Genomic DNA, 22,487 nt, shown 5'->3' on the forward strand with positions numbered 1-22,487 from the left:
CCGCCGTCGCCCGCGCCGCGATTGATAGGTGAAGGGTATGTATGAAATAGACCTCATAGATTGGAACTATCTATGGATCTTGGATAACCTCTAGGACGTCTGGTATCCAACTCGACCGAACAGAGGTTCAAATGGCCCTGATCAACAAGCAGATCAAGCCCTTCTCCGCGACCGCGTACAAGAACGGCGCGTTCATCGATGTGTCCGACGAGGACGTCAAGGGCAAGTGGGCGATCTTCTTCTTCTACCCGGCCGACTTCACCTTCGTCTGCCCGACGGAGCTCGGTGACCTTGCCGATCACTACGAGGAGTTGCAGCGTCTCGGCGTCGAGGTCTTCTCGGTGTCCACCGACACGCACTTCACGCACAAGGCGTGGCACGACTCTTCCGACACGATCGGCAAGATCCAGTACGCGATGATCGGCGACCCGACCCTCGAGATCAGCACCAACTTCGAGGTGCTCCGCGAGAACCAGGGCCTGGCCGACCGCGGCACGTTCCTGGTCGACCCGGACGGCGTCATCCAGTTCACCGAGGTCACCGCGGAGGGCATCGGCCGCAACGCCGCCGAGCTGGTCCGCAAGGTCAAGGCCGCCCAGTACGTCCGCTCGCACCCGGGCGAGGTCTGCCCGGCCAAGTGGGAAGAGGGCGAGGACACCCTCGCTCCGTCGCTGGATCTCGTCGGCAAGATCTGATTTCGGCTCCGACGTAGCCACACCGGCGGCACGGGCCCGGATCCGTCCGGGCCCGTGCCCCCGCTGGGCACGGCCCCACCTCCGGCGGCGCGGTCAGCAGCGCCCCGACTCCTCTTCCGGACGCACCGTCCCCCGGTCCACCCCCAGATCACAGTCCTCCCCATGGATGGAGTAGATCCGCATGCTCGACGCTTCCCTCGCCGGCCAACTGAAGTCCCTTCTCGAGCGGCTGACCCTGCCGATCGAGCTCGTGTCCTCCCTCGATGACGGACCCAAGTCGGCCGAACTCGCCGAACTGCTCACCGAGATCGCGGCGATGTCGGACAAGATCACCTACGACCGTCTCGACGACGACGAGCGTCGACCTTCGTTCGCCATCCGCCGCGTCGGCACCGACATCGAGGTCCGCTTCGCCGGCATCCCGCTGGGCCACGAGTTCACCTCGCTCGCGCTCGCGCTGCTCCAGGTCGGCGGCTACCCGTCGAAGGAAGCGCCCGAGCTGCTCGAGCAGGTCCGCGACCTCGAGGGCACGTTCCACTTCGAGACCTACTTCTCCCTGTCGTGCCAGAACTGCCCCGACGTGGTGCAGGCACTGAACCTGATGTCGGTGCTGAACGCCAACATCAGCCACGTCGCGATCGACGGCGCGCTGTTCCAGGACGAGGTCGACGGTCGCCAGGTCATGGCGGTTCCCACTGTCTACCTCAACGGCGAGCTGTTCGACTCGGGCCGGATGAGCCTCGAGGAGATCGTCCGCAAGCTCGACGTGGGTGCGGCGGACCGTGCCGCCGCCGCGATCGCCGAGAAGGATCCGTTCGACGTGCTCGTCGTCGGCGGTGGCCCGGCCGGCGCCGCCGCGTCGATCTACGCCGCCCGCAAGGGCATTCGCACCGGCATCGCCGCCGAGCGGTTCGGCGGTCAGGTGCTCGACACGATGGCGATCGAGAACTACATCTCGGTGCCCTACACCGAGGGACCGAAGTTCGGCGCCGCGCTCGAGGACCACGTCCGACAGTACGACGTCGACATCATGAATACCCAGCGGGCCGCCAAGCTGGTCCCGGCCGCCACCGACAACGGCCTGGTCGAGGTGGAGCTCGAGGGCGGCTCGTCCCTGCTGGCCCGTACCGTGGTCCTGTCGACCGGTGCGCGCTGGCGCTCGATGAACGTGCCCGGCGAGACCGAGTACCGCAACAAGGGCGTCACGTACTGCCCGCACTGCGACGGCCCGCTGTTCAAGGGCAAGCGCGTCGCCGTGATCGGTGGCGGCAACTCGGGTGTCGAGGCCGCGATCGACCTCGCCGGCATCGTCGCGCACGTGACGCTGATCGAGTTCGATTCGGCGCTGCGCGCCGACGAGGTGCTCCAGCGCAAGCTGCGGAGTCTGCCCAACGTCGACATCCTGCTGAGCTCGCTCACCACCGAGGTGATCGGCGACGGCGGCAAGGTGACCGGCCTCAGCTACAAGGACCGCACCACCGACGAGTCCCGCACGCTCGAACTCGAGGGCGTGTTCGTGCAGATCGGCCTGCTGCCCAACACCGAGTGGTTGAAGGGGAGCATCGAGCTGTCGCCGCGCGGCGAGATCGTCGTCGACGATCGCGGTCAGACGTCCGTGCCCGGCGTGTTCGCCGCGGGCGACTGCACCACGGTGCCGTACAAGCAGATCGTCATCGCCGCCGGTGCCGGCGCGACCGCGGCACTGTCCGCGTTCGACCACCTCATCCGCACCAGCGCACCGGAGAGCGAGTCGGCGGCCGTGACCGGCTAGCAGACCCTCCCACCCGACCCCGGGTCCGACACCGATCGGTGTCGGACCCGGGGTCGCGTGCGTTCGGCGACTGTCACCGCCGAACCGGCCGCGTCCACTGCTCCACGCCCTGCGCCCATCTTCGGGAAACCACCCTGTTCCGTCGGCTTCGAACTTCCACAGCGCGAGCAGCCGTCCGACGTCAGGGCTGCGTGCAACGGGGCCAACCGTGTCCGCACATCACCGACTGTTTCTGCGCGTCCTCGGACGAGGACGCGGCGGCGGCCCTCGACGGCCGCATCATCGTGTGAGCAGTGCTGCGCGAAGCCAGTCCGGGTCGAACCACCCCGTGGCCCCCGCCCGGAACGCTGTGACGTCGGGCCCCGCGACACCGTGCGGTACGCGTCCGACCAGCGGCGAGCCCGTGACCGCCGGCAGGTCCTCGAGATTGCAGCGGGCCGCCAGGTCGGGATCATTCGGCCACGACCCGAGCACGAAGCCGCTGCAGGGTACGCCCGCGGAGGCGAGCGCCTCGGCGGTGAGCGCGCAGTGGTTGAGCGTACCGAGACCCGGCGCCGCCACCACCACGACCGGTGCGTTCAAGTCCGCGGCCACATCGCGCACGGTGAATCCGTCGGCGCCGAGACGGACCAACAACCCGCCGGCACCCTCGACGAGCGTCACGTCGTGTCGCGCATCGAGTTCCCGCACCGCCGACACGACCTCGTCCCGGGTCACCATCGGTTGCCCGGCGCGCCGAGCGGCCGTGTCCGGGGCGAGTGGTTCGGGATAGCGCGCCAGCTCGACGGTCGTGGCGTCCCCGGCCAGCCGGACGACCTCGGCCAGATCGCCCGGGGCGCCGGGCATCTCACCGGTCTGGGCGGGCTTGCACACCGCCACCGAACATCCGCTCCGAAGCACCGCCGCGGCCAGGGCCGCCGTGACGACCGTCTTGCCGACGTCGGTGGACGTTCCGGACACCAGCAGGACGCTCACGCCGGGGCCCCCACCTGCAGGCCGGAAAGCACTTCGGCCAGAACGGTTTCGATGTGCGCCATCTCGGACTCCCCGAGTGTCGCGCGCGCGGTCAGGCGCAATCGCGACGTGCCCTCCGGCACCGACGGCGGCCGGAAACAACCCACGTGCAGTCCCCGGTCGCGGCACGCCGCGGCCGCCGCGACCGCGACGTCCGGGTCCCCCAGCACGACAGACACGACGGCGGATTCGGGCTCCGCGCCGCCGGTGATCCGCGCGAGGTCCCGGGCGCGGTCCAGGACCGCGGTCGCCCGCTCGGGCTCGCGGACCAGCACGGACAGCGCGGCTCGCGCCGCGCCCACCGCCGCCGGCGCCAGTCCCGTGTCGAAGATGAACGTCCGCGCCGCGTCGACGAGGTGCGCCCGCACCCGCGCCGACGCGAGCACCGCGCCGCCCTGACTGGCGAGGGACTTCGAGAGCGTCGCGGTGACGACGACGTCCGGCTCCCCGGCCAGGCCCACCTCGGCGACCAGCCCCCGCCCGCCGCGGCCGCGGACGCCGAGGCCGTGGGCCTCGTCGACCACCAGGACGGCGCCGTGTTCGCGGCACACTCGGTGCATCCGTGCCAGTGGCGCGAGGTCGCCGTCGGCACTGAAGACGGAGTCGGTGAGCACGAGGGCGCGGTCCTCCTCCCGCTCGGCCAGGGTGCGGCGCAGGAAGTCGACGTCGGCGTGCGGCGCGACGACCACCCGTGCCCGCGACAGCCGGCACGCGTCGACGAGGGAGGCATGGCAGCCGGCGTCGGAGACGACGAGCGATCCGGGACCCGACAGTGCCGTCACGGCACCGAGATTGGCGGCATAGCCGCTGGCGAAGACGAGCCCCGCTTCGGCGCCGACGAAGCGCGCCAACTCGCGCTCGAGGAGGTCGTGGTCCGACGTCGTGCCCGTCACCAGCCGCGAGCCGGTCGCTCCCCCGCCCCATCGGCGGACCGCGTCCACGGCACCCGCGATCACCTCGGGGTGGCGCACCAGACCCAGGTAGTCGTTCGACGCCAGGTCGGTCACCGGGTCGTCCTCGCGGCGAGGCCGGAGCACTCGGCGCAGTCCGGCCGCGCGGCGCGCCGTCTCGACGTCGTCCAGCCAGTCCAGCACGGTGCCTGCATCGTTCTCGGCGTGATCATTACCCACCCGCAGCACCATACAAGCCCACTTGAACGCCGTTCAAGTGGGCTTGGCTGCACCCCTGCGTCAGTCCCGGCGGACCGCCCAGCGCACGACACGAACCCCGCCGGCCAGCACCGGCACGGCGGTGGCCGAGGACACGAGCACCGACAGGATCGGCAGTGTCAGCCACGGCGAGCCGACGCCGACACGCTCCGGAACGGGCGGCGCCGAGGCCTCGGCTCCGGTCCCGGTTTCAGTTTCGGTTTCGGTACCCACGAACACGCACATCACCCCGGCGTCTCCGCAGAGCGGAGTGCCGAGCCCGCCCGGCTGCCGCACCGGGGTGTCGCCGTCCGGATCCGCCGCCGGAGACCCGGACGACGACCCGGCGGCGGGCGGTAGGGGCGGCGGCGTCAGCGACCAGACCCACGCGAGGCACAGCCCCGCAACGAGAGCCGTACCGCACACCGCCACCACGAGCGGCCCCGGACCGGCGACCGGGGCACGCACCACGCGCCACCCCTCGGCGTTGGCGCACGCGGCAACGAACCACCCGACCGCCGCCCCGGTGCCCGAGAACAGCGCCAGAGTGGGCAGCCACCCCGGATTCACGGGAGCCGCGGCGAGGTGCCACACCAGGGCCCCGACTACACCCGCCACCACGCCGGCGAACACGAGCAGCCCGGTCACCGGTCGGGCACGAGGCACCTCGTCGCTGTCCACACCCGGACTGTAGCGACGTAGATCACATTTCGACGGAGGTCTGCGACTGGCTGCGCGCGGCGGCAACCATCCCGGCTGCGATGCCCTCGACCTCCGCGGCGGTGCACACGTACGGCGGCATCGCGTAGATCAGGTTCCGGAACGGTCGCAGCCACACCCCCGCCCCGACCGCGGCGTCGGTCGCCGTCTGCATGTCCACCGGGGCGTCGAGCTCGACGACCCCGATGCCGCCGAGCACCCGGACGTCCACCACCCCCGGCACATCCCGCGCGGCCGCGAGACCGCGCTCGAGGCCCGCCCCGAGCGCCGCCACCTCGCTTCGCCAGTCCCGCGAGAGCAACAGCTCCACCGCCGCCACCGCGACCGCGCACGCCATCGGGTTGCCCATGAACGTCGGACCGTGCATGACGCCGCCGGCCTCGCCGGCGCTGATCGTCTCGGCCACCTCGGTGGTGCACAGTGTCGCGGCCAGCGTGAGGTAGCCGCCCGTGAGGGCCTTGCCGACACACATCACGTCGGGCGCCACCCGGGCGTGATCGGCCGCGAACAGCTCGCCGGTGCGACCGAAGCCGGTCGCGATCTCGTCGAACACCAGCAGCAGGTCGTACTCGTCGCAGATGCGTCGAAGTTCGCTCAGGTAGTGGGGGTGGTGGAACCGCATTCCGCCGGCGCCCTGCACCACCGGCTCGACGATGACCGCCGCCAGTTCGTCCCGGTGCTCGCCGACGGTCCGCTCGAACTCGGCGACGTAGGACGGGTCGAAGTCCCGCGGTGGCGCCGGTGCGAACACCTGCCGCGCCAGCACGTCGGTCCACATCGAATGCATGCCGCCGTCGGGGTCGCACACGCTCATCGGTGCGAAGGTGTCCCCGTGGTAGCCGCCCCGCCACGTGATCAGGCGATGCTTGTCGGGCCTGCCCCTGCTCCGCCAGTACTGCAGACACATCTTCACGGCCACCTCCACCGACACGGACCCGGAGTCGGCGAGGAAGACCTTGTCCAGGCCCGCGGGGGTGATCTCGACCAGCAGTTCGGCGAGCCGCGCGGCCGGCGCGTGGGTGAGGCCCCCGAACATCACGTGGCTCATCCGGCCGAGCTGGTCGGTGACGGCCGCATCGAGCACCGGGTGGCGGTAGCCGTGGACCGCCGACCACCACGAACTCATGCCGTCGACCAGCTCGGTGCCGTCGGCGAGGGTCAGCCGGGCACCGGACGCGGACTCGACGACGAGCGGGGCGGTCGATGCCGGGAACGCACCGTAGGGGTGCCACAGGTGCGTCGTGTCGAGCTGGACGATCCGTTCGGAGGGCATGCGCAGGGGGTTCACGCCGCCCGACTGTAAGCGAGCCGGGCAGCGCGCTCGCACGGCAGGTAACGTGAGGAGGCTTCCGACGGCGCCTCGCGGTCGGCGCTCGACAAGATCTGCCCTGCAGCCGACCGGAGAGGATTGCGTGTCCGCCCGCACCACCGTCCCGTTCTCGGGTCCAGTGGGCTCCGCAACCCCGGTTCGCCCAGCTCACCGCAATGATCTCGACGGCCTTCGGGGTCTCGCGATCGCCCTGGTCGTCGTCTACCACGTGTGGTTCGGCCGGGTGTCCGGCGGCGTCGACATCTTCCTGGTGCTGTCCGGCTTCTTCTTCGTCGGTTCGCTCCTGCGGGCCGCCGAATCGCCGAATCCCCTCGATCCGGTGCCGGTCGTGCGACGAATCACACGACGCCTCGGGCCGCCGCTGGTCGTGGTCCTCGCCGCGGTGGGCGTCTTCACGGTCCTGCACCACCCCGCGACGGCGTGGTACGAGACCGCGAAGCAGACGACGGCGTCGATGTTCTTCCTGCAGAACTGGCATCTCGCGGACACCGCGAGCGACTACCTGGCGGCCGATCCCTCGGTCAGTCCGCTGCAACACCTGTGGTCCATCGCGGTGCAGGGGCAGTTTTATCTGGCGGCGCTCGTCGTCGTGTTCGGCGCGGCGTGGCTGCTCCGTGCCCGCGGACGGCCGGTGCGCGGTCCGCTCACGCTCCTGCTGGCCGCGCTGACCGTGGCGTCGCTGGTATACGCGACGGTCAGCTCCATGCCGCAGTCGTGGCTGTACTACGACACCGGAGCCCGGCTGTGGGAGCTGCTCGCGGGCGGGGTGCTGGCGTGCATCGCACCGAAACTGCGGGTGCCGCGCGCGTGGCGGATCATGCTGTCGGTCGCCGGCATCGTCGTGGTGTTCGCGTGCGGGATGCTGCTGGACGGCCGCAGCCTGTTCCCCGGACCGTGGGCGCTGGTGCCGGTGGGCGCCGCGCTCGCGCTGATCGTGGCCGGATCCGGCGAGCGCGATCCCGATCGCGGCCTCGATCCCGTCACCCGCTTGCTCGAGACCCGCCCGCTGCTGCGCCTGGGATCCGTCGCCTTCTCGCTGTACCTGTGGCACTGGCCGATCCTGATCGCCTACCTCGTGCTGCGCGACGAAACGAGCGTGGGTCTGTACGGCGGGCTCCTCGTGATCGGGCTCTCGCTCGTCCTCGCGGAGCTCACCACGCGTCTGATCGAGACCCCGATCCGCCGGCCGTCCGAGTCCGGGCGTACCCGCACCGCACTCGTCGCCCTCGTGGCCACGATCGCGGTGGCGACCACCGTGGGGTCGTTCACCTGGAGCCGATTCATCGATCACCGCTCCGAGCAGTGGGCCGAGCAGACCGAGCTCGATCCGCAGCTCTACCCCGGTGCGGCGGCGCTGGTGTCCGGCGTGGACGCCCCCCGTGTCCGGGAGCAGCCGTCCCGCTTCGTCGCGCATGCCGACCTGCCGGCGGCGACCCTCGACGGCTGCATGTCGCAGTTCGGCGAGACCGACGCGCTCACGTGCACCTACGGTGACCCGGACGCCGATCGCTCGATCGCGCTCATCGGCGGCTCACACGCCGAGCACTGGCTGCCGGCGCTCGACGAGCTCGGCCGTCAGCACCGTTTCCGGGTGGAAACATATCTGAAGGTCGGCTGTCCGGCGGTGCTGCCGCCGGGCCCCGACGCCGAGGTCGGCGAGTGCGACGAGTGGACCTTCACCGTCCTCGACGCGCTCGGTGCGACCCGCCCCGACATCGTCTTCAGCACGTCCACGCGGCCGAACCCCGAGGGCGCCGCCGGCGACTTCACGCCCGACAACTACGTCGCATTGTGGCGAGCGCTCGCCGAGCGCGAACTACCGCTCATCGGGATTCGGGACACGCCGTGGCTCGAACTCGAAGGGATCCAGTGGCGGGCCGCGGACTGTCTGGCCGGCCGGGGCGGCGACGCCGACTCCTGCGGCATCGATCGCGCCCAGGTCTTCTCGGAGGTCGATCCCGCGCAGGCCGCGGCGGACGGACTGCCGAACGTTCGGCTGCTCGACCTCTCGGACGCCGTCTGCGGCCCCGACCGCTGCCGAGTGATCGAGGGCAACGTGCTGATCTACCGGGACTCCAACCACCTCACGGCGTCCTACGTGCGCACACTGACACCGGACCTCGATCGTGTTCTCGGTCCCGCGTCCGGATGGTGGTGACCGCCGCACGATGCGGTGCGGACGGTCCTACCATGACGTCGGATCCGCAGCACCCGAACGGTGGGAGACGTGATGGCGGTGGCCTGGACACGGCGGTGTGTGGTCGTCATGGGGGTGTCGGGGGTCGGCAAGACCGCGGTCGCGCGCCGTCTCGCGGGGCGGCTGGAGCTGCCGTGGATCGACGCCGACGACCTGCACCCGCCACGGAACGTCGCGAAGATGACGCGCGGGATACCTCTCGACGATGCCGACCGGCAGCCGTGGCTCGAGGCGGTCGGCGACTGGTTGGCGAACCACTGCGGCGCCGGCACCGGGGGCGTCGTCGCCTGCTCGGCACTGAAGCACGGTCATCGTGACGTGCTGCGCCGCAGCGCGTTCGATGTGTTCTTCGTGCAGCTGACGGCAGATCCCGCGGTGATCGCACACCGCCTCGACCAGCGCACCGGCCACTTCATGCCGGCGGCGCTGCTGGAATCCCAGTTGGCGGCGCTGGAACCGCTCGGCCCGGACGAGAACGGCGTGCCCGTGGATGCCGCGCGCGAGCTGGACGAGATCGTCGACGCGGCGGTGGCTTCGATCCGAGCGGCCGGCCCGCGGCGACGAGCGACCTAGTCGGCGACCCACCGCCAGACGACGGCCGGGCGTCCCGTGGCCTGGACGCGGACGCGTTCGTCGGTGCGTTCGAGGCCGGGAAGTGCTTTGAGGGTGCGGTTGAGATTGCCTGCGTCGGGCCGTGTTCCGGTGAGCGCGGTGGTGACCTCCACCGCGTACGTCGCGGGAAACTCCGGGCCCAGCAGCGCGCGGGTGAACGTGATGTCGTGCCAGAGCAGGCGGCTTCCCGCGACCGCACGGCCGTCGGCGACGATGCGGTTGTGATCGAAGGCCAGGTCCCCGGGCGCGTCGAGGGGCCGCCACTGCACCGCGGTGTCGGCGGTGACGCGGAAGTCGGCGCCGGTGACCACCGCCCACATGGTCACCGAGAGTGTCGGTCCGCGGGGATCGCGGTGGGGCTCGTCGAACACCGCGAGCTGACCGATCGCGACGATCGCGTCGTCGGGGATGCCGAGTTTGCTGGTGACCGCGCGGCGGGCGGCGTCCCGGAGTCGTTCCCCGGCGCCGAGGAGTACACCGGGCAGCGCGAGCTGCCCGGTGTACGGCTCCCAGCGGCGGGGAGCGACCGCGAATCGCAGCTTCCCGGGTTCGGGGTTACCGAACCGGAACGCGAGCACATCGACGGAGACGGCGGACTGGTCCATACCCGCGATCATGCGGCAAGTGCCGAGGCGATGGTGCGGGCGGCCCGGTCCGGGCCGTCCGCGGCAACGGCCACCGGTGCCCCGGCCACCGTTTCCAAGTGCGCGAGAAGTTCCGCGCGGCCGGTCGGCAGCGGCACCTGGGCGACGGTGACTCGGCCCAGCGTCTCGGTCAGGCGCTGCTGATACGCCAGGTCCTGTGCGGGTCCCAACGGGAGCCGTTCTCCCACATGGCGATAGCACTGCCCTGCCCGGATCGGTGTCCCGGCCGCCGCCGCGCGCTCGACCGCGTCCAGGTGGGTGACCGCGAGGCCGTCGACGCCTCCACACACCTCCACCGCGTACCGGAGCAGCACCTCGTCGAGGTGCCCCACCCGGAAGGCCCCCTGGTAGTCGCCTGTGCCGTTGTGTGGTTCGGGGAGCGCGGCCGCGAGCGCCGGATCCTCGGTGGGGTGCGGCCCGGCCCCGTGCCGGGTGGTGTAGGTGCGCGTCACGCCCAGCACGTAGCCGCGGCGACCGAGTCGGTCGATCAGCTTCCGCGCATGGGAGGGCTCGACCGTCGACCATGTGGTGTGTGGGTGGAAACCGCGCCACTCGTCGAGCAACACACCCTGCGCGCCCTCGAACACGAGCCGCCCGCGTGCCGCGAGATCCGCGAGATCGCCGTCGTCGGTGACGCGCACCGCAGCCGCGAACTCGACGTACAGCGCGACCATGTCGTCGACTCCGGGGAACGGGTGCCGACCGTCGGCCAGCAGTGGCCGGTAGTGCGCCGCCAGCGCTTCCAGTTTGCGGCGCAATGCGGCCGGAGTCCGGCAATCGCCCACCGTGGGCGCGTCCGGGTGCGTCAGCGCGTAGGCGGCGGTCTCACCGATGCCCTTGCCGCACGATCCGTGCCGGCCCACACCGCGCGCATCCTCTCGGGCCCGGTTCGCGGCCACGTGAATCGGCGTGGTGAGCAGGGCGCGGGCGTCGACGTGCAGCAGTCGCAGCGGGTTCGCCACCCCCAGTGCGGCCAGTGCGCGCGCCTCGGCGGCGAGCGCGATCGGTTCGACGAGCACGTGACGCGAGAGCACGGTCGGCACCTCGGAGAACGTGCCCGCCCCGAACTGCGAGAAGGTGTGGTGGCGGCCGTCGGTGACGACGTTGTGGGCCGCCTGCGCGCCGCCGTTGAAGCGGACGACGGCGGCCACGTCCAGGCCGGTTTCCGGTGCGCACAGCCAGTCGACGGTGGCGCCCTTGCCGGCGTCCCCGAAGCCGAGGTCGACCACGATGATGTCGCGGTCTCCGAAGATCTCGCTCACGGTGCGTTCCTTCCGAGGTGGGACTGGTCCCGGCTCGTGCCGGGCCGGGGCCAGCCGGGTGGTGTCAGGTGAACGAGACGTCGTCATCGTCGGCGTCGCCGAGTGGCACCCGCGCGGTCGTCACCGGCGCGCGGCCCGCGCCGAGCGTCACCAGCGCGGTGCCGACCGAGTCGGCCTCGGCCACCGAGCCGATGTCACGCAGGTCCGCCAGACCCTCGCCGAGGTCGATCCGGTCCTCTCCCATGCCGACGGTGAGCGCGATCAGCTCGCACACCGCCGCCGGGTCGTCGAGTTTCAGGAACCGCTCCCCCAGCAGCCGGGTCCAGTGCCGCGCGATTTCCGGATCGTCGTAGTAGGCCGACTGATTCGGGAGCACGAAGTAAACGTTCCAGCGTTCTTCGAGCTCCCGGTAGACCGATTCGACCGTCACGTCCCGACGCAGGTCGTCTCCGATCACCGTGCGGACCTGACGCGCCGACAGCCGTGACTTGTTGAACTCGTCGCCGATGATGAACAGGTAGCCCTTCTGCCCCCGCTTCTCCCACGCGTCCGTCGCGATGTGCCGGGTCATGAAATACGCGGCCAACTCGTAGCTCTCGGATTTCTGGCCGCCGCCACCGCCTTCCAGGAAGACGGTGCGCAGCTGTTCGTCCATCGCGTTGTCCGACTCGAACTGGCCGATCTGCAGCGGCACCCGGTCACAGTCGGCGTCACCGATGCCACCGAACAGGATCTGCGGGTCGTCCGCGTACCCCTTCCGCTGCAGCAGACCGTGCAGCTTGCCGAGCTTGTCCTGCATGATCCGCGGCACCACGCCCATCGAGCCGGTGACGTCGAACAGCACCGCGATGGGCAGCGAATCCGGGTGCCCGGCCGAATCGCGTGATTCGCGGACGCTCACCCCGAACGGGTCGAGGCTCGGATCGACCGTCCATTCGGTGTACGGCCGGGTCCGCATCGTTGCGGTGTAGCCGAAGTCGTCGAGACCGCGGGCCGCGCGGAAGGTCTTGGCCGCGGCGTAGGTGTCGTCGTCCCACTTTCCGTATCCCATGAGGATCACTTTCCTTTCGTGGTGGGCATCGTGAACGGGCGGAATCGGCGCCGCCCGTACAGTCGGTCGAGGAGGTCGTCGAACTCGGTGAGCAGATCCGCGGCCTCAGGGCGGCGATGCGGCCGAGCCTGCATGCATCCGGAGGCGAAGCGCCGCAACGGCTTCGAAGCGGATCCGTCGAGCATGTCCAGCATCAGCGCGTGCAGCATGTAGACGTCCCACGCGGGTGTCGCTGGAGCGCGGTCGGCGGCCTCCGGCGGATACGCGTTGCGCTGCGATCCGATCGTCGCGGTCGGCACCGATCCCGGCCGGGTCGCGAACGACCAGCCCACCAGGACCACACCGTGCCGCTGGGGATGGATCAGCACGTTGTCGGCGGTGAGGGCGGTGTGCACCCACCCGGCCCGATGCGCGGCGGCGACCGCGCGGAGCAGCCGTCGGTGCATCCACGCCCAGTCCCGGCCGTCGAGTCCGCCCGGAACGGCCGTGCGGATGTCGGCGAGCGACACGAAGCCCTCGGTCAGGTCGTCGAGGACGTTCACCGCACGTCGCGCACCGTCGCCCGCGTCGACGCAGGTGACGCGATCGACCAGGCGCGGAAAGTACGGCAACAGCCAGTCGTTGCCGCCTTTCGCCGACGCCGCGATGTCGGACAGGGCGCGGCGTTCGGCCTCGATCAGCACGTTCGACCCGGCCGCCCGCGGGATCTTCACCACGACGGGCGCCCCGTCGCCGTCCACGGCCCGGAAGACGTCGGCGACGGATCCCCGCGCACAGCGGGCGCCGAGCACGTAACTGCCGGCCCGGCCGGTCAAGGTCGTCGCGCCTTCCCCGTCCGCTCCCGCGCCTCCCCCGGTCTGCCATCGACGGTACAGTTCCGCGGCTCGACTGAACGCGGCTGCCGCGCGGGCAGCGTCCGCCGGAGCGACGCGATCCGGGTGGATGAGCATCGACAGCCGGTGGAACCGGCGCCGGGCGGCGCGCTGTGCCGTGAGATCGGTTGCGGCAGAGCCGAACAGATCGTCCGGCGTCGTGGCGGTCTCGACTGCCGTCAGGGCCTCACTCGTCGTGGTCATGCTTTTAGTCTATGTGACTATAAGTCGATCGCGCAACACCTGTCGCAGTACACCGGGTGGGAAGCCGGCGCTGGATAGGCTTCGCGGCATGGACATTCGGGTGGAAGCGATCGCAACGGCAAGTGACGAGCTCGTCGGGGCGCTCGGCAGGCTGCTGCCGCAGTTGTCGTCAACCGCCGAGCCCGTGGACCACGACGCCGTCCGTCGGATGGTGGCCAACGACGCCAACACGCTGCTGGTGGCCCGCACGGCCCACGGCATCGTCGGCACCTTGACACTGGTGCTGCTCCAGCTGCCCTCCGGTGTCCGGGGACGAATCGAGGACGTCGTCGTCGACACCGCGGCGCGCGGACACGGTGTCGCCCGCCTGCTCACCGGCGAGGCGCTGCGGATCGCGCGAGAGTCGGGCGCTCGGACGGTGGACCTGACATCGAGGCCCGACCGGGTGGCGGCCAACCGACTGTACGAGGATCTCGGCTTCCGGGCCCGGGAGTCCCGTGTCTACCGGTTCCCGCTCGACCGCTGAGCCCGCCGGAGAGTTGTCGGACCGCGGACACGCCGGGACTCAATCCCGACCCTCGCCCGAGAAGGGTCGACAATGGGGCGGGTGCGGACCACCGGACAGCACGGTTCCACTCGCCCACCTGCCGTGACCGAATCGAGCCAGTGCGTCGCGCACGCCCGGGCGATCATCACTGCGACGGAGGACTGATGTGACAAGAGTTCTACTCGGCGCCTTCCTCGGTGCTGTCGCGCTCGGTGCCGCCGGCGTGATCGCCACCGCGCCTGCTTCATCCGAAGGCACCGACCCGCACCCGGTTTCGCCGGTCATGACGTCCGCGCCGGATGACGGCGCCGCCCACGACCGGGAAAAGGATCCCCGCGTCGTCGGGCCCGAGCCGGTGACCGCCGAGGAGTACGCCCGGGACGCCCACGACCCGAGCGACAACGGCCGACAGCCGGCAACCCGGCCCGAGGCCTTCGCCGGCGTGCACAACTGATCGAAGAGTCCGTGCAGAGAGGAAGCAGACGCGGCGCCGGACCGATCCTGATCGCCGCTGGCATCGTGGTGCTCGCGGGGTGCGGTGGGGACCGGTACTCCGAGGACACCGACGCGACACTCCACATCGGTTCGGCTGACGAACGGGGCACATGGCTTCGCGTGGCTGGGGCATGGCCCCGGCAAGTCGCACTGCCAGACCTGCGGCGGGCCGAGTGTTCCCACTTCCCCACCAGCTCCGGCGGGTCCTACGAATACGCGGCCAGAACCAGCGACTTCACCGACTAAGACTCCGGCGGCGAGAGGCCTGGTGAGGACTTCGACATCGACGTCTTCGTCCACGACCACGGCACCTACCCGGACGGGACCCCGTCACCGTCCTCGGTCACGATCCAGTTCACAGGCCTGGACGGTCTGCACTACCGACTCAGCGGAGTCGACGGTGAGAACACCTCGATCCGCGACAACCGCACGCCGCCGACCGTCACTTTCGAGGTGACCGGCAACGCCACCAGCATCGACGGTCCACCGGTGCTGGTGCGCGCCACTGGTCAGGTCAGCTGCTCCCAGTTCATCGTCGGCCCTTAGTCCCCGGCTCTCCGGAGCTTGCGCCGCCCGGCCGGATTCGGGCACGCCTCGACCGTCTACGGAGGTCGGTCTGCCCGATGTCGGTGAGGGCAGCGAAGTCGTTGTCGGACAGCTCGATTCCGGCGGCGGCCACGTTCTCCTCGAGGTGTGCCACGGACGACGTTCCGGGGATCGGCGGTTCCACTCGACGTCACCGACGACGACAGCGTCACGGCCGCCGCCGAGCTGATCGCGGAACGTGAAGGCCGCCTGAACGTCCTGGTCGACAACGCCGGAATCACCGGTGACACACCGCGCAACAACCCACCGCCGTGGACCCCGCCGTCGCCCGAACTGTGATGGAAACCAACGTCATCGGTGTCGTCCGGGTCACCAACGCCATGTTGCCGCTGCTCCGCCGCGGAGCGTCACCACGGATCGTGAACATGCCGAGCAGCGTCGGGTCGTCGACCGGTCAGGCGGGTGCCCTGGGCGAGACCACGACGGGTCCGGTGGCCGTGGCGTACGCACACCGAAGACCTTCCTCAACGCCGTCATGTTGCAGTACGTCCAGGAGTTGGTCGGCACGGACATCCTGATCAACGCCGCGTGCCCCGGGATTCGTGGCCACCGACCCGAACGACTTCCGTGGCGTCCGCACACCTCAGCAGGGCGCGGCGGTCGCCGTTCGGCTGGCAATCCTGCCCGACGACGGCCCCACCGGCGGCTTCTTCGAGGACGCCGGCGAGGTGCCCTGGTAGCCGTCCCGCCCAGCCGACGGCCGCGCGCACCACCAGCGCTCGAACGCCAGGACGGCAACTGGGATCCCGCGGTGGCCTCGACCTGCCGGGCGACTCAGTAGGAGCGGCGCAGACGCATCCGGAGCGGTCGCCCGTCCGGGTCGACCACCAGTCGGTAGACGAGGGCGGCAGCACGCTGCTGCCACTGCGGCGGCACGTCGATGTGATGGCGGCGCAGTCGCCCGGCCGGCCGCGTACCCGCCGAGGGAGCCTCGTGCCAGCTGTCCAGGGCGTCGGCACTGGACCGCACCACGTCGAAGAATCGATCCGGGTCGATGAGGTCCGCGTCGTCGCCGTCGTCGCGGCCCAGGTGCTCGCGGGCCAACCGCAGCCGCAGATCACGCGCGAAACGCCGCGCACCGTCACCGAGACCGGCCGGGTCGACCGGCGCGCGCGTGTCCCGCTCGGCGTCCACAACAGCGGCCGTCAGTTCCGAATCGTGGGTCCACGAGCGACGATTGAAGTTGTCGCTGCCGACGGCCGCCCACGTGTCGTCGACGATGCACACCTTCGAGTGCACGTACACCGGTATGCCCCGGTCGTTCTCGAGGTCGAGCACCAGCACGCGATCGCCACCGGCGTCGCGGATGGTGTCGAGCGCCGACGAGTGTCCGAGCAACGCCGACGGGATCGTGACGGGGCTGTCGTCGTCGAGGAATTTCGGGACGACCGCTATCAAGCGCAGTCGCGGTTCGCGGCGCAGGGCCTCGGCGAACACCCGTGCGACATCCACCGACCACAGGTACTGGTCCTCCACGTACACCAGGCGGCGGGCACGGGACAGCACCTTCGCGTAGGCCCTGGCCGCACTCCGCTCCCCGTTCGGCGCGAACGGATAGGCCGGCCGGCGACGTGGATAGGTTCGCAGCAACTGCACCGAACAGGTGCCGTACGGCGCGGGCGGCGCTGCAGGAGAAGGCAATCGGGACGGCGACCGGGTGAGCCCGCGCACGATGTCCGGCAGCGCGTGCCACGGCAACCGAGACAACGCCGCGGGGTCCTCCCATCGCTCGCGGAACACGTCCTCGACGTCGCGCACGGCGGGGCCATGGATCTGCAGCTGCGCGTCGTGCCATGCCGGTGTCTCGCCGTACTGGGGCGGAAAGGGACGACTGCGCGGATCACCGAAGTGGTCGGCGTCGTCGCGTCGTGCCCGGGCGAGATCGATACCGCCGACGAACGCAACATCCGGCGTGCGGTCGTCGGCGTAGCGCACCACCACGAACTTCTGGTGATGACTGCCCAGCGAGGGAACCCGTTGATCGAGGATCACCTCGCCACCGGCCTCCTCGAGAATCTCGGCGAGTTTGCGGTTGCGGCGACCGGGAAACCCGAGCGTCTCGATGTGCGAGCGCCACATGATGCCCCTGACCGTCGCGCCCCGGCGGGCGGCGCCGGCGAACGCGTCGGCCACGGTGAGGCCTTCGACGAGTAGTTGATCGTGGTCGCCGCGCCAGTCGGTGAACAGCACCAGGTCGTTGGGGCCGGCACGGTGGAGAGCATCCGCCAGGGCCGCGAAGTACGTTTTGCCATGGACCAGCGGCGTGACCTCGTTGCCGTCCGTCCACGGCCGGATCCGGGTGTGAGCATTCCCCCGCTCCGTGCCGGTGAGGAACCACGGGTGAGCCGGATCGAAGTGCTCACGGTGTCCCGTCAGTGCGAGGCTGGATCGCCCGAACGCCGCCGACACCCTGCGGGCGATCCCGGCGAACGGCCGCCACACGGGGCCGGTCGTCTCACGCACGCGGTTCTGGAACACCCCCGCATCATTCCACCGCTCCGCGAGAAACCCCGGCGCGGGGGCGCGCAGCCCACCACCCCGGTTGCACGTGCGATGGGTGGGGACCGCCGGGCTCCGCCTGTACCGTCACCGACCGCGCGCGACCGGGCAGGGTCAGTGCGCCACCGGGCAGGGTCAGTGCGCCACCGGGCACTTCCCGCCATAGTCCACCCGCAGTTCCTTGATCCCGTTGATCCACCCGGACCGCAGGCGCCGCGGATCACCCAGCTTGGTGATATCGGGCATGTGGTCGGCGATCGCGTTGAACATCAACTCGATCTCCATACGCGCGAGGTTGGCGCCGATGCAGAAGTGGGCACCGGTGCCACCGAAACTGAGGTGATCGTTGTCTACGCGGGTGATGTCGAACGTCAGCGGGTTTTCGAAGACGTCCTCGTCGAAGTTCGCGGACGAATAGAGCATCACCACCCGGTCGCCCGCACGGATTGTCTGCCCTCCCAGTTCGGTGTCCGTCAATGCCGTTCGTTGGAACCCGACGACCGGGGTGGCCCACCGGATGATCTCGTCGACGGCGGTGGCGGGACGCTCACGTCGGTAGAGCTCCCACTGGTCGGGGTTGTCCATGAAAGCCATGATCCCGTGGGTGATCGCGTTGCGGGTGGTCTCGTTGCCGGCGACCGCGAGCAACAGCACGAAGAAACCGAACTCCTCGGACGCCAGGGCGTCGCCGTCGATGTCGGCCTCGACCAGCGTCGTGACGATGTCCTTGGCCGGACACTTGCGCCGATCCTCGGCCATCGCATACGAGTACGCGAGGATCTCGGCGGACGCCGTCGCAGATTCCTGCGCGAACTCCGGGTCGTCGTATCCCATCATCTTGTTCGACCACTCGAAGATCTTGTGCCGATCCTCCTGTGGCACACCGATCAACTCGGCGATCGCCTGCAGCGGCAACTCACACGCCACCTGTTCGACGAAGTCGCCGGTGCCGGCAGCGGCCGCATCCCGCACGATCTTCTCGGCTCGGTCCTTCAATGCCGGACGCAGGCTCTGGATCGCCCGCGGTGTGAAGCCCCGGGCGATGATCTTGCGAAGCTTGGTGTGCTCGGGCGCGTCCTTGTTGATGAGCAGGTGGCGCATCATCTCGACCGTCTCGCGCGGCATGTCGTCGGAGAAGCGCGCAATGGCCGTGTTCTCCCACGTCGAGAAGACATCGCTCTTCCGCGAGACCTCCTTGACGTCCGCGTGCCGGCTCACCGCCCAATAACCCTCGTCGGCGAAACCACCCTTCGTCGGAGGCTGCGCCACCCAGTACACGGGAGCGGCCTTGCGGAGCGCCGCGAACTCGGCAACGGGTAGACGCTGCTCGTAGACATCGGGGTCGGTGAAGTCGAAACCCTCGGGAACACCGGGAACGGACACGCCACACTCCTTCAATCCGGAGCCGGTGCGGACACACCGGCCGACTCGTGACCATGGTCACACGCAAGCGGGTGGTGCCGCTTGGACTATGCGAACAGTGGAGAGAGAGGAAACTGTGCGACCCGCACATATCCAGTGCTGTGCGGCGGGCGCAGAAAGAAACGGCACCTTGACTCGAACACCAGTTCGAACTAACCTCGAGTCATGAATCCGGGGGGACTCAACACCACAGCAGCCGCACTCGTGGCGCTCGGTCACGATGATGTGCGCGGGCTGGCCGAGTTGGACCTGGTGCGTACGACGGTGGATCTCTCGCGTCTGATCGAGCAGCTCGAAGCCCTGCGGGTGACCGCGGTAGCTGAAATCGACGAGCGCGCAGTCTCGTTCGACACGCTGGGGTTTCGCAGTGTCAAGCAGTGGCTCGCGGCCAACACGCTGTTGGAAGTACCGGCGGCGGCGCGGATTCTGGCGTTGGGGAAGGCGTTGCGGCGGGAACCCGATGTGGCTGACGCCTTCAACGCCGGCGCCATCTCCGGCGAGCATGCCGCTCTGATCACCAGGTTCTGCGAACAGCCGCCGCGTGGCATGCCGAACGAGGCCCTTCCGTCGTGCCGACAGGTGCTCCTGGATTGCGCGGCGAATCCGGCGGCGACCACGATGAGTGTGCGCACCTGCATCTCGCGGCTCGAGCGGATCTTCGAATCCGACGAACTCCCGCCCAGCGAAGACAGCGACCGCAACGAATTCCACGCCTCGAAGACGTTGAACGGGCGCGTCGCGGTCAAGGGTGACTTGGATGCCGTCACCGGCGAGATGCTCTTGACGGCGCTGTCCGCGCTGACCAAGCCGCGGAACCCGAACGACGACCCCGCGGCCACCCGCACCGCGGGACAGCGCCGCGCGGAGGCATTCGCCGAGATCCTGCGCCGCTACCTCGACTCGGGTGAGGCACCCATCGAGGGCGGCGAGCGCCCCCACCTGTCGCTACACGTGCACGCCCGCGACCTCGCCCGCGCCGACCACGACCACGGCCACGACCACGACCACGACCACGACCACGACCACGACCACGACCACGACCACGACCACGAGAAGTGGACGATCCGAGACGCGGACGCCGACACCCCGGACCTGTTCGGCATCAGACAATTTCACGACAAGGACGTCGCTCGCCTCCCACACCTCGGACCGCTGACCATCGCCACCGCCCGCCGCCTCGCCTGCGACTGCCACCTCACCCCGGTCGTGATGGACGACGGCGTACCGCTGAACCTGGGCCGCACCACCAGAACCGTGTCCAAGAAACAACGCCGCGCGCTGATCGCCCGCGACCACGGATGTGCCTTCCCCGGCTGCGGCGCCCCGCCCGCCCACTGCGAAGGACACCACATCCACCACTGGGCCGACGGCGGACCCACCGACCTCGACAACCTCGTCCTACTCTGCCGCTACCACCACCGACTCCTGCACCACTCCCACTGGGAAGTGCAGATCGGCGCCGACCACCATCCGCCCCCAAGCACTCCGTGCAGGGGGGACCCCCAGGTTCACCCCGCCGTCACTGGTGGACCCGTACAAGAAACCCATGCCCGCGAACAACCGCGCCGGACCGCGCGTTGCATGAGGGCTTCTCAGCCGGCACCTGCGCGGGTGCCGGCCGGAAGCACGTGACCATCCGCTCCCCCGTTCCGGGCTCGGTTCCGGGGTTGCCACCGCCCGGTAGACGACGCCCCACCGCAGGCTGCTGTCACCGGGCGCTTCCTCGTCATGAGCAGTGAAGTTCCGAGTCGGGTTCCGAATGTCGGCGACTACTCTCACGGAAACTGCCGCGAGCGTGGAACCGGGGGGATAGTCATGTTGGTCGTAGTAGGCGTGGCGGTGGCTGTGGTGGCATATGTCGTCACCGCAGCGGCAACGAGGTGGATTCGACGGCCGAACCGAGCGCCGCTCACGCGGGGTACCGGCTGGGTTCTGGTGTTGTCGGCACTCGGCGCGCTCGTATGGTGCGTTTCCGACAACAACAACACCGCTTTCCTCATCGCGTTCCTCGTAGCCGGCCTGCTGCTGCCGTTGCTGCACCACGCTCTCGCTGACAGACGAAATCGTGACGCACACGCCAGTTGACGTCGCGTGTCGCGATCGATCGGAACTCTCCCAGGCGGAGGCGATCGATCACATCCCGAAGACGTCCAAACTTTCCAGGGCGAGTTCGAGCTTCTGACGATGCTCGAGCAGTTCGACGCCGAGGATTTCCTCGGCCCGCTGCATGCGATAGCGAACCGTGTTCTTGTGGATACCCAACCGCCGCGCAGCAGCCTCCTGGTTACCGTTGCAGGACAGCACCGCTCGCATCGTGTCGCGCAGACGCGCGGAGACCGCGTCGTCCCCGAGCAGTCCGCCGAGCTCCCGCTCGATGAGCGCACGCATCGCAGACAGGTCCGCGGAGAGCATGGACACCACCTCCACATCCGGGTAGTGCGTCACCGCATCACGCCGTCGTCCGGTCTCGGCCACCCGCTGCGCCGCCTGCGCCTCCCGGTGACTGCGCCGAAACCCCTCGATGCCGGCTGCACTCCCGCCCACCGCGGCACGGACACCCGCGGGGATCATGCGCTGAGCGACGGTGGGCGGTCCGGCATCGGGGGCATCGTCGGCGATCCACCCCCACACGCCGTGTGCACCCGACGGAATGGACAGGCTTCGACGCGGGCCCGCGATCCGGGCCACGACCCCGTCCAGCGAACCACTGCCGTGCATGGGTTCGTCGGTCCACACGACGACTGCGGTGTGGGCGAGTCGGAGCGGGTACCCGAGGCGCGCCGAGGACTGCTCGGCGTCTCCGTTGCCGTCGAGAATTTCGCGGATCGTGGCCACGCGGGAGGCGAATGCGCCCTGCAGGAGCCGTTCACGCTCCTGTGAGTACGTGACCGCAAGTTCGTCGAGCATGGCGTTGAGCAGCTCGCTGGTCTGCGACCACATCGTGGTGAGCACCTCGAGCTTGAACTGCGGGTCGAGGTCCTCCTGATCGAGGAACGCGGTTGCGAACCCGAGCATCGCGCGGTGCCCGGCGTGGTACAGCTGTGAGAGCACCCGGAGCTCGAGCCCACGCTGCGCGACGGTCCGCGCGAGCGCATGCGCGTCGGCAGATACGGGTGCAGTGGACGAGGCGTCGGCCCCACCGGCTTTCAGGAACGCCTCCAGTTGACTGCGGATCGCGGAGCGCAGGTCACGCTGCAGTTCGGCGTCCGTGGCGAGGGCCGGCACGTCTCCGGTGAACGACTGTTCGAGGTTGGAGAGAAAGGCGTCGAGATCCTCGCGGGTGAGGGTGGACGTGAGATATCGCCGCAGCCATCGCTGCGCCCGCGGATGGTCGCCCACCCCGCCCGCCCCGCCGGTCACCGGATCGCCCCTCCCTCAACGAACAGCTCCTCCCACCG

19 protein-coding genes and 2 pseudogenes are annotated in these 22,487 nt (G+C 69.8%); 9 read left to right on the forward strand and 12 right to left on the reverse strand.

Annotated elements, in window-relative coordinates:
* Nucleotides 1-131: 131 nt before the first annotated feature.
* Both ahpC and ahpF read left to right on the forward strand, forming a co-directional pair.
* Nucleotides 132-695 (forward strand): alkyl hydroperoxide reductase subunit C, encoded by a 564-nt coding sequence (gene ahpC / locus E7742_RS09485; RefSeq protein WP_137798729.1) that lies wholly within the window; start codon nt 132-134, stop codon nt 693-695.
* A 181-nt stretch (nt 696-876) separates the two neighbouring features.
* Nucleotides 877-2,466 carry an alkyl hydroperoxide reductase subunit F gene (ahpF, locus tag E7742_RS09490; protein WP_137798730.1) on the forward strand — a complete coding sequence of 530 codons (1,590 nt, stop codon included), beginning with the start codon at nt 877-879 and terminating at the stop codon, nt 2,464-2,466.
* A gap of 279 nt (nt 2,467-2,745) precedes the next feature.
* Here the strand turns inward: ahpF and bioD are convergent, their stop codons facing one another.
* The 4 genes from bioD to E7742_RS09510 are packed head-to-tail and all read right to left on the reverse strand — an operon-like array spanning nt 2,746 to nt 6,621.
* The gene (gene bioD, locus E7742_RS09495) at nt 2,746-3,441 is read right to left on the reverse strand and encodes a dethiobiotin synthase (protein ID WP_137798731.1); all 696 of its coding nucleotides are present in this window, start codon (nt 3,439-3,441) and stop codon (nt 2,746-2,748) included.
* Complete coding sequence (locus E7742_RS09500; RefSeq protein ID WP_137798732.1) at nt 3,438-4,622, reverse strand: 8-amino-7-oxononanoate synthase; 1,185 nt, start codon at nt 4,620-4,622, stop codon at nt 3,438-3,440. The genes bioD and E7742_RS09500 overlap by 4 nt, the downstream gene beginning before the upstream one ends.
* A 48-nt stretch (nt 4,623-4,670) precedes the next feature.
* On the reverse strand, nt 4,671-5,309 hold the full coding sequence (locus E7742_RS09505) for a hypothetical protein (RefSeq protein WP_137798733.1): 639 nt from the start codon (nt 5,307-5,309) through the stop codon (nt 4,671-4,673).
* A 22-nt stretch (nt 5,310-5,331) separates the two neighbouring features.
* The gene (locus tag E7742_RS09510) at nt 5,332-6,621 is read right to left on the reverse strand and encodes an adenosylmethionine--8-amino-7-oxononanoate transaminase (protein ID WP_137801122.1); all 1,290 of its coding nucleotides are present in this window, start codon (nt 6,619-6,621) and stop codon (nt 5,332-5,334) included.
* Nucleotides 6,622-6,760: 139 nt separating this feature from the next.
* On the opposite strand from E7742_RS09510, the gene E7742_RS09515 reads away from it, so the two are divergent.
* Together E7742_RS09515 and E7742_RS09520 are read left to right on the forward strand one after the other, a co-directional pair.
* The gene (locus tag E7742_RS09515) at nt 6,761-8,836 is read left to right on the forward strand and encodes an acyltransferase family protein (RefSeq protein WP_441346889.1); all 2,076 of its coding nucleotides are present in this window, start codon (nt 6,761-6,763) and stop codon (nt 8,834-8,836) included.
* 72 nt (nt 8,837-8,908) lie between these two features.
* On the forward strand, nt 8,909-9,448 hold the full coding sequence (locus tag E7742_RS09520; RefSeq protein ID WP_175420452.1) for a gluconokinase: 540 nt from the start codon (nt 8,909-8,911) through the stop codon (nt 9,446-9,448).
* Here the strand turns inward: E7742_RS09520 and E7742_RS09525 are convergent.
* The 4 genes from E7742_RS09525 to E7742_RS09540 all read right to left on the reverse strand — a co-directional run bounded on the left by E7742_RS09525 (nt 9,445) and on the right by E7742_RS09540 (nt 13,520).
* A complete protein-coding gene (locus tag E7742_RS09525; RefSeq protein ID WP_137798735.1) occupies nt 9,445-10,092 on the reverse strand; it encodes an NUDIX domain-containing protein in 648 nt (215 codons plus the stop codon). The genes E7742_RS09520 and E7742_RS09525 overlap by 4 nt on opposite strands.
* Nucleotides 10,093-10,100: 8 nt before the next feature.
* Nucleotides 10,101-11,393: an adenylosuccinate synthetase gene (locus tag E7742_RS09530; protein WP_137798736.1), complete on the reverse strand. Its 1,293-nt coding sequence runs from the start codon at nt 11,391-11,393 to the stop codon at nt 10,101-10,103.
* A 64-nt stretch (nt 11,394-11,457) separates the two neighbouring features.
* Nucleotides 11,458-12,444: a hypothetical protein gene (locus E7742_RS09535; RefSeq protein WP_137798737.1), complete on the reverse strand. Its 987-nt coding sequence runs from the start codon at nt 12,442-12,444 to the stop codon at nt 11,458-11,460.
* 5 nt (nt 12,445-12,449) lie between these two features.
* The gene (locus E7742_RS09540) at nt 12,450-13,520 is read right to left on the reverse strand and encodes a hypothetical protein (protein WP_137798738.1); all 1,071 of its coding nucleotides are present in this window, start codon (nt 13,518-13,520) and stop codon (nt 12,450-12,452) included.
* A gap of 88 nt (nt 13,521-13,608) precedes the next feature.
* On the opposite strand from E7742_RS09540, the gene E7742_RS09545 reads away from it, so the two are divergent.
* Both E7742_RS09545 and E7742_RS09550 read left to right on the forward strand, forming a co-directional pair.
* Complete coding sequence (locus tag E7742_RS09545; protein WP_137798739.1) at nt 13,609-14,046, forward strand: GNAT family N-acetyltransferase; 438 nt, start codon at nt 13,609-13,611, stop codon at nt 14,044-14,046.
* 187 nt (nt 14,047-14,233) lie between these two features.
* Complete coding sequence (locus tag E7742_RS09550; protein WP_137798740.1) at nt 14,234-14,521, forward strand: hypothetical protein; 288 nt, start codon at nt 14,234-14,236, stop codon at nt 14,519-14,521.
* A gap of 660 nt (nt 14,522-15,181) precedes the next feature.
* Here E7742_RS09550 and E7742_RS23870 read toward each other — a convergent pair.
* Nucleotides 15,182-15,283, reverse strand: a pseudogene (locus E7742_RS23870) (oxidoreductase); the annotation flags it as partial.
* On the opposite strand from E7742_RS23870, the gene E7742_RS23350 reads away from it, so the two are divergent.
* The gene (locus E7742_RS23350; RefSeq protein WP_217497527.1) at nt 15,256-15,447 is read left to right on the forward strand and encodes an SDR family NAD(P)-dependent oxidoreductase; all 192 of its coding nucleotides are present in this window, start codon (nt 15,256-15,258) and stop codon (nt 15,445-15,447) included. The pseudogene E7742_RS23870 and the gene E7742_RS23350 overlap by 28 nt on opposite strands.
* Nucleotides 15,448-15,710: 263 nt before the next feature.
* Nucleotides 15,711-15,848 (forward strand): hypothetical protein, encoded by a 138-nt coding sequence (locus E7742_RS23355; protein ID WP_217497528.1) that lies wholly within the window; start codon nt 15,711-15,713, stop codon nt 15,846-15,848.
* Between the two features lie 94 nt (nt 15,849-15,942).
* Here E7742_RS23355 and E7742_RS09565 read toward each other — a convergent pair whose 3' ends face one another.
* The gene (locus tag E7742_RS09565) at nt 15,943-17,610 is read right to left on the reverse strand and encodes a phospholipase D family protein (protein WP_137801124.1); all 1,668 of its coding nucleotides are present in this window, start codon (nt 17,608-17,610) and stop codon (nt 15,943-15,945) included.
* 192 nt (nt 17,611-17,802) lie between these two features.
* Nucleotides 17,803-19,050, reverse strand: a complete 1,248-nt coding sequence (locus E7742_RS09570) for a cytochrome P450 (RefSeq protein ID WP_137798741.1) — start codon at nt 19,048-19,050, stop codon at nt 17,803-17,805.
* A gap of 204 nt (nt 19,051-19,254) precedes the next feature.
* Here E7742_RS09570 and E7742_RS23610 point away from each other — a divergent pair.
* Nucleotides 19,255-20,674: pseudogene (locus tag E7742_RS23610) on the forward strand (DUF222 domain-containing protein).
* A gap of 548 nt (nt 20,675-21,222) precedes the next feature.
* On the opposite strand, the gene E7742_RS09580 reads toward E7742_RS23610, so the two are convergent.
* Nucleotides 21,223-22,449, reverse strand: coding sequence for a PucR family transcriptional regulator (locus tag E7742_RS09580; protein WP_254699219.1), 1,227 nt, complete (start codon nt 22,447-22,449; stop codon nt 21,223-21,225).
* Nucleotides 22,450-22,487: the final 38 nt, after the last annotated feature.

This window comes from Rhodococcus sp. SGAir0479, from assembly GCF_005484805.1.
Classification (GTDB): Bacteria; Actinomycetota; Actinomycetes; order Mycobacteriales; family Mycobacteriaceae; genus Prescottella.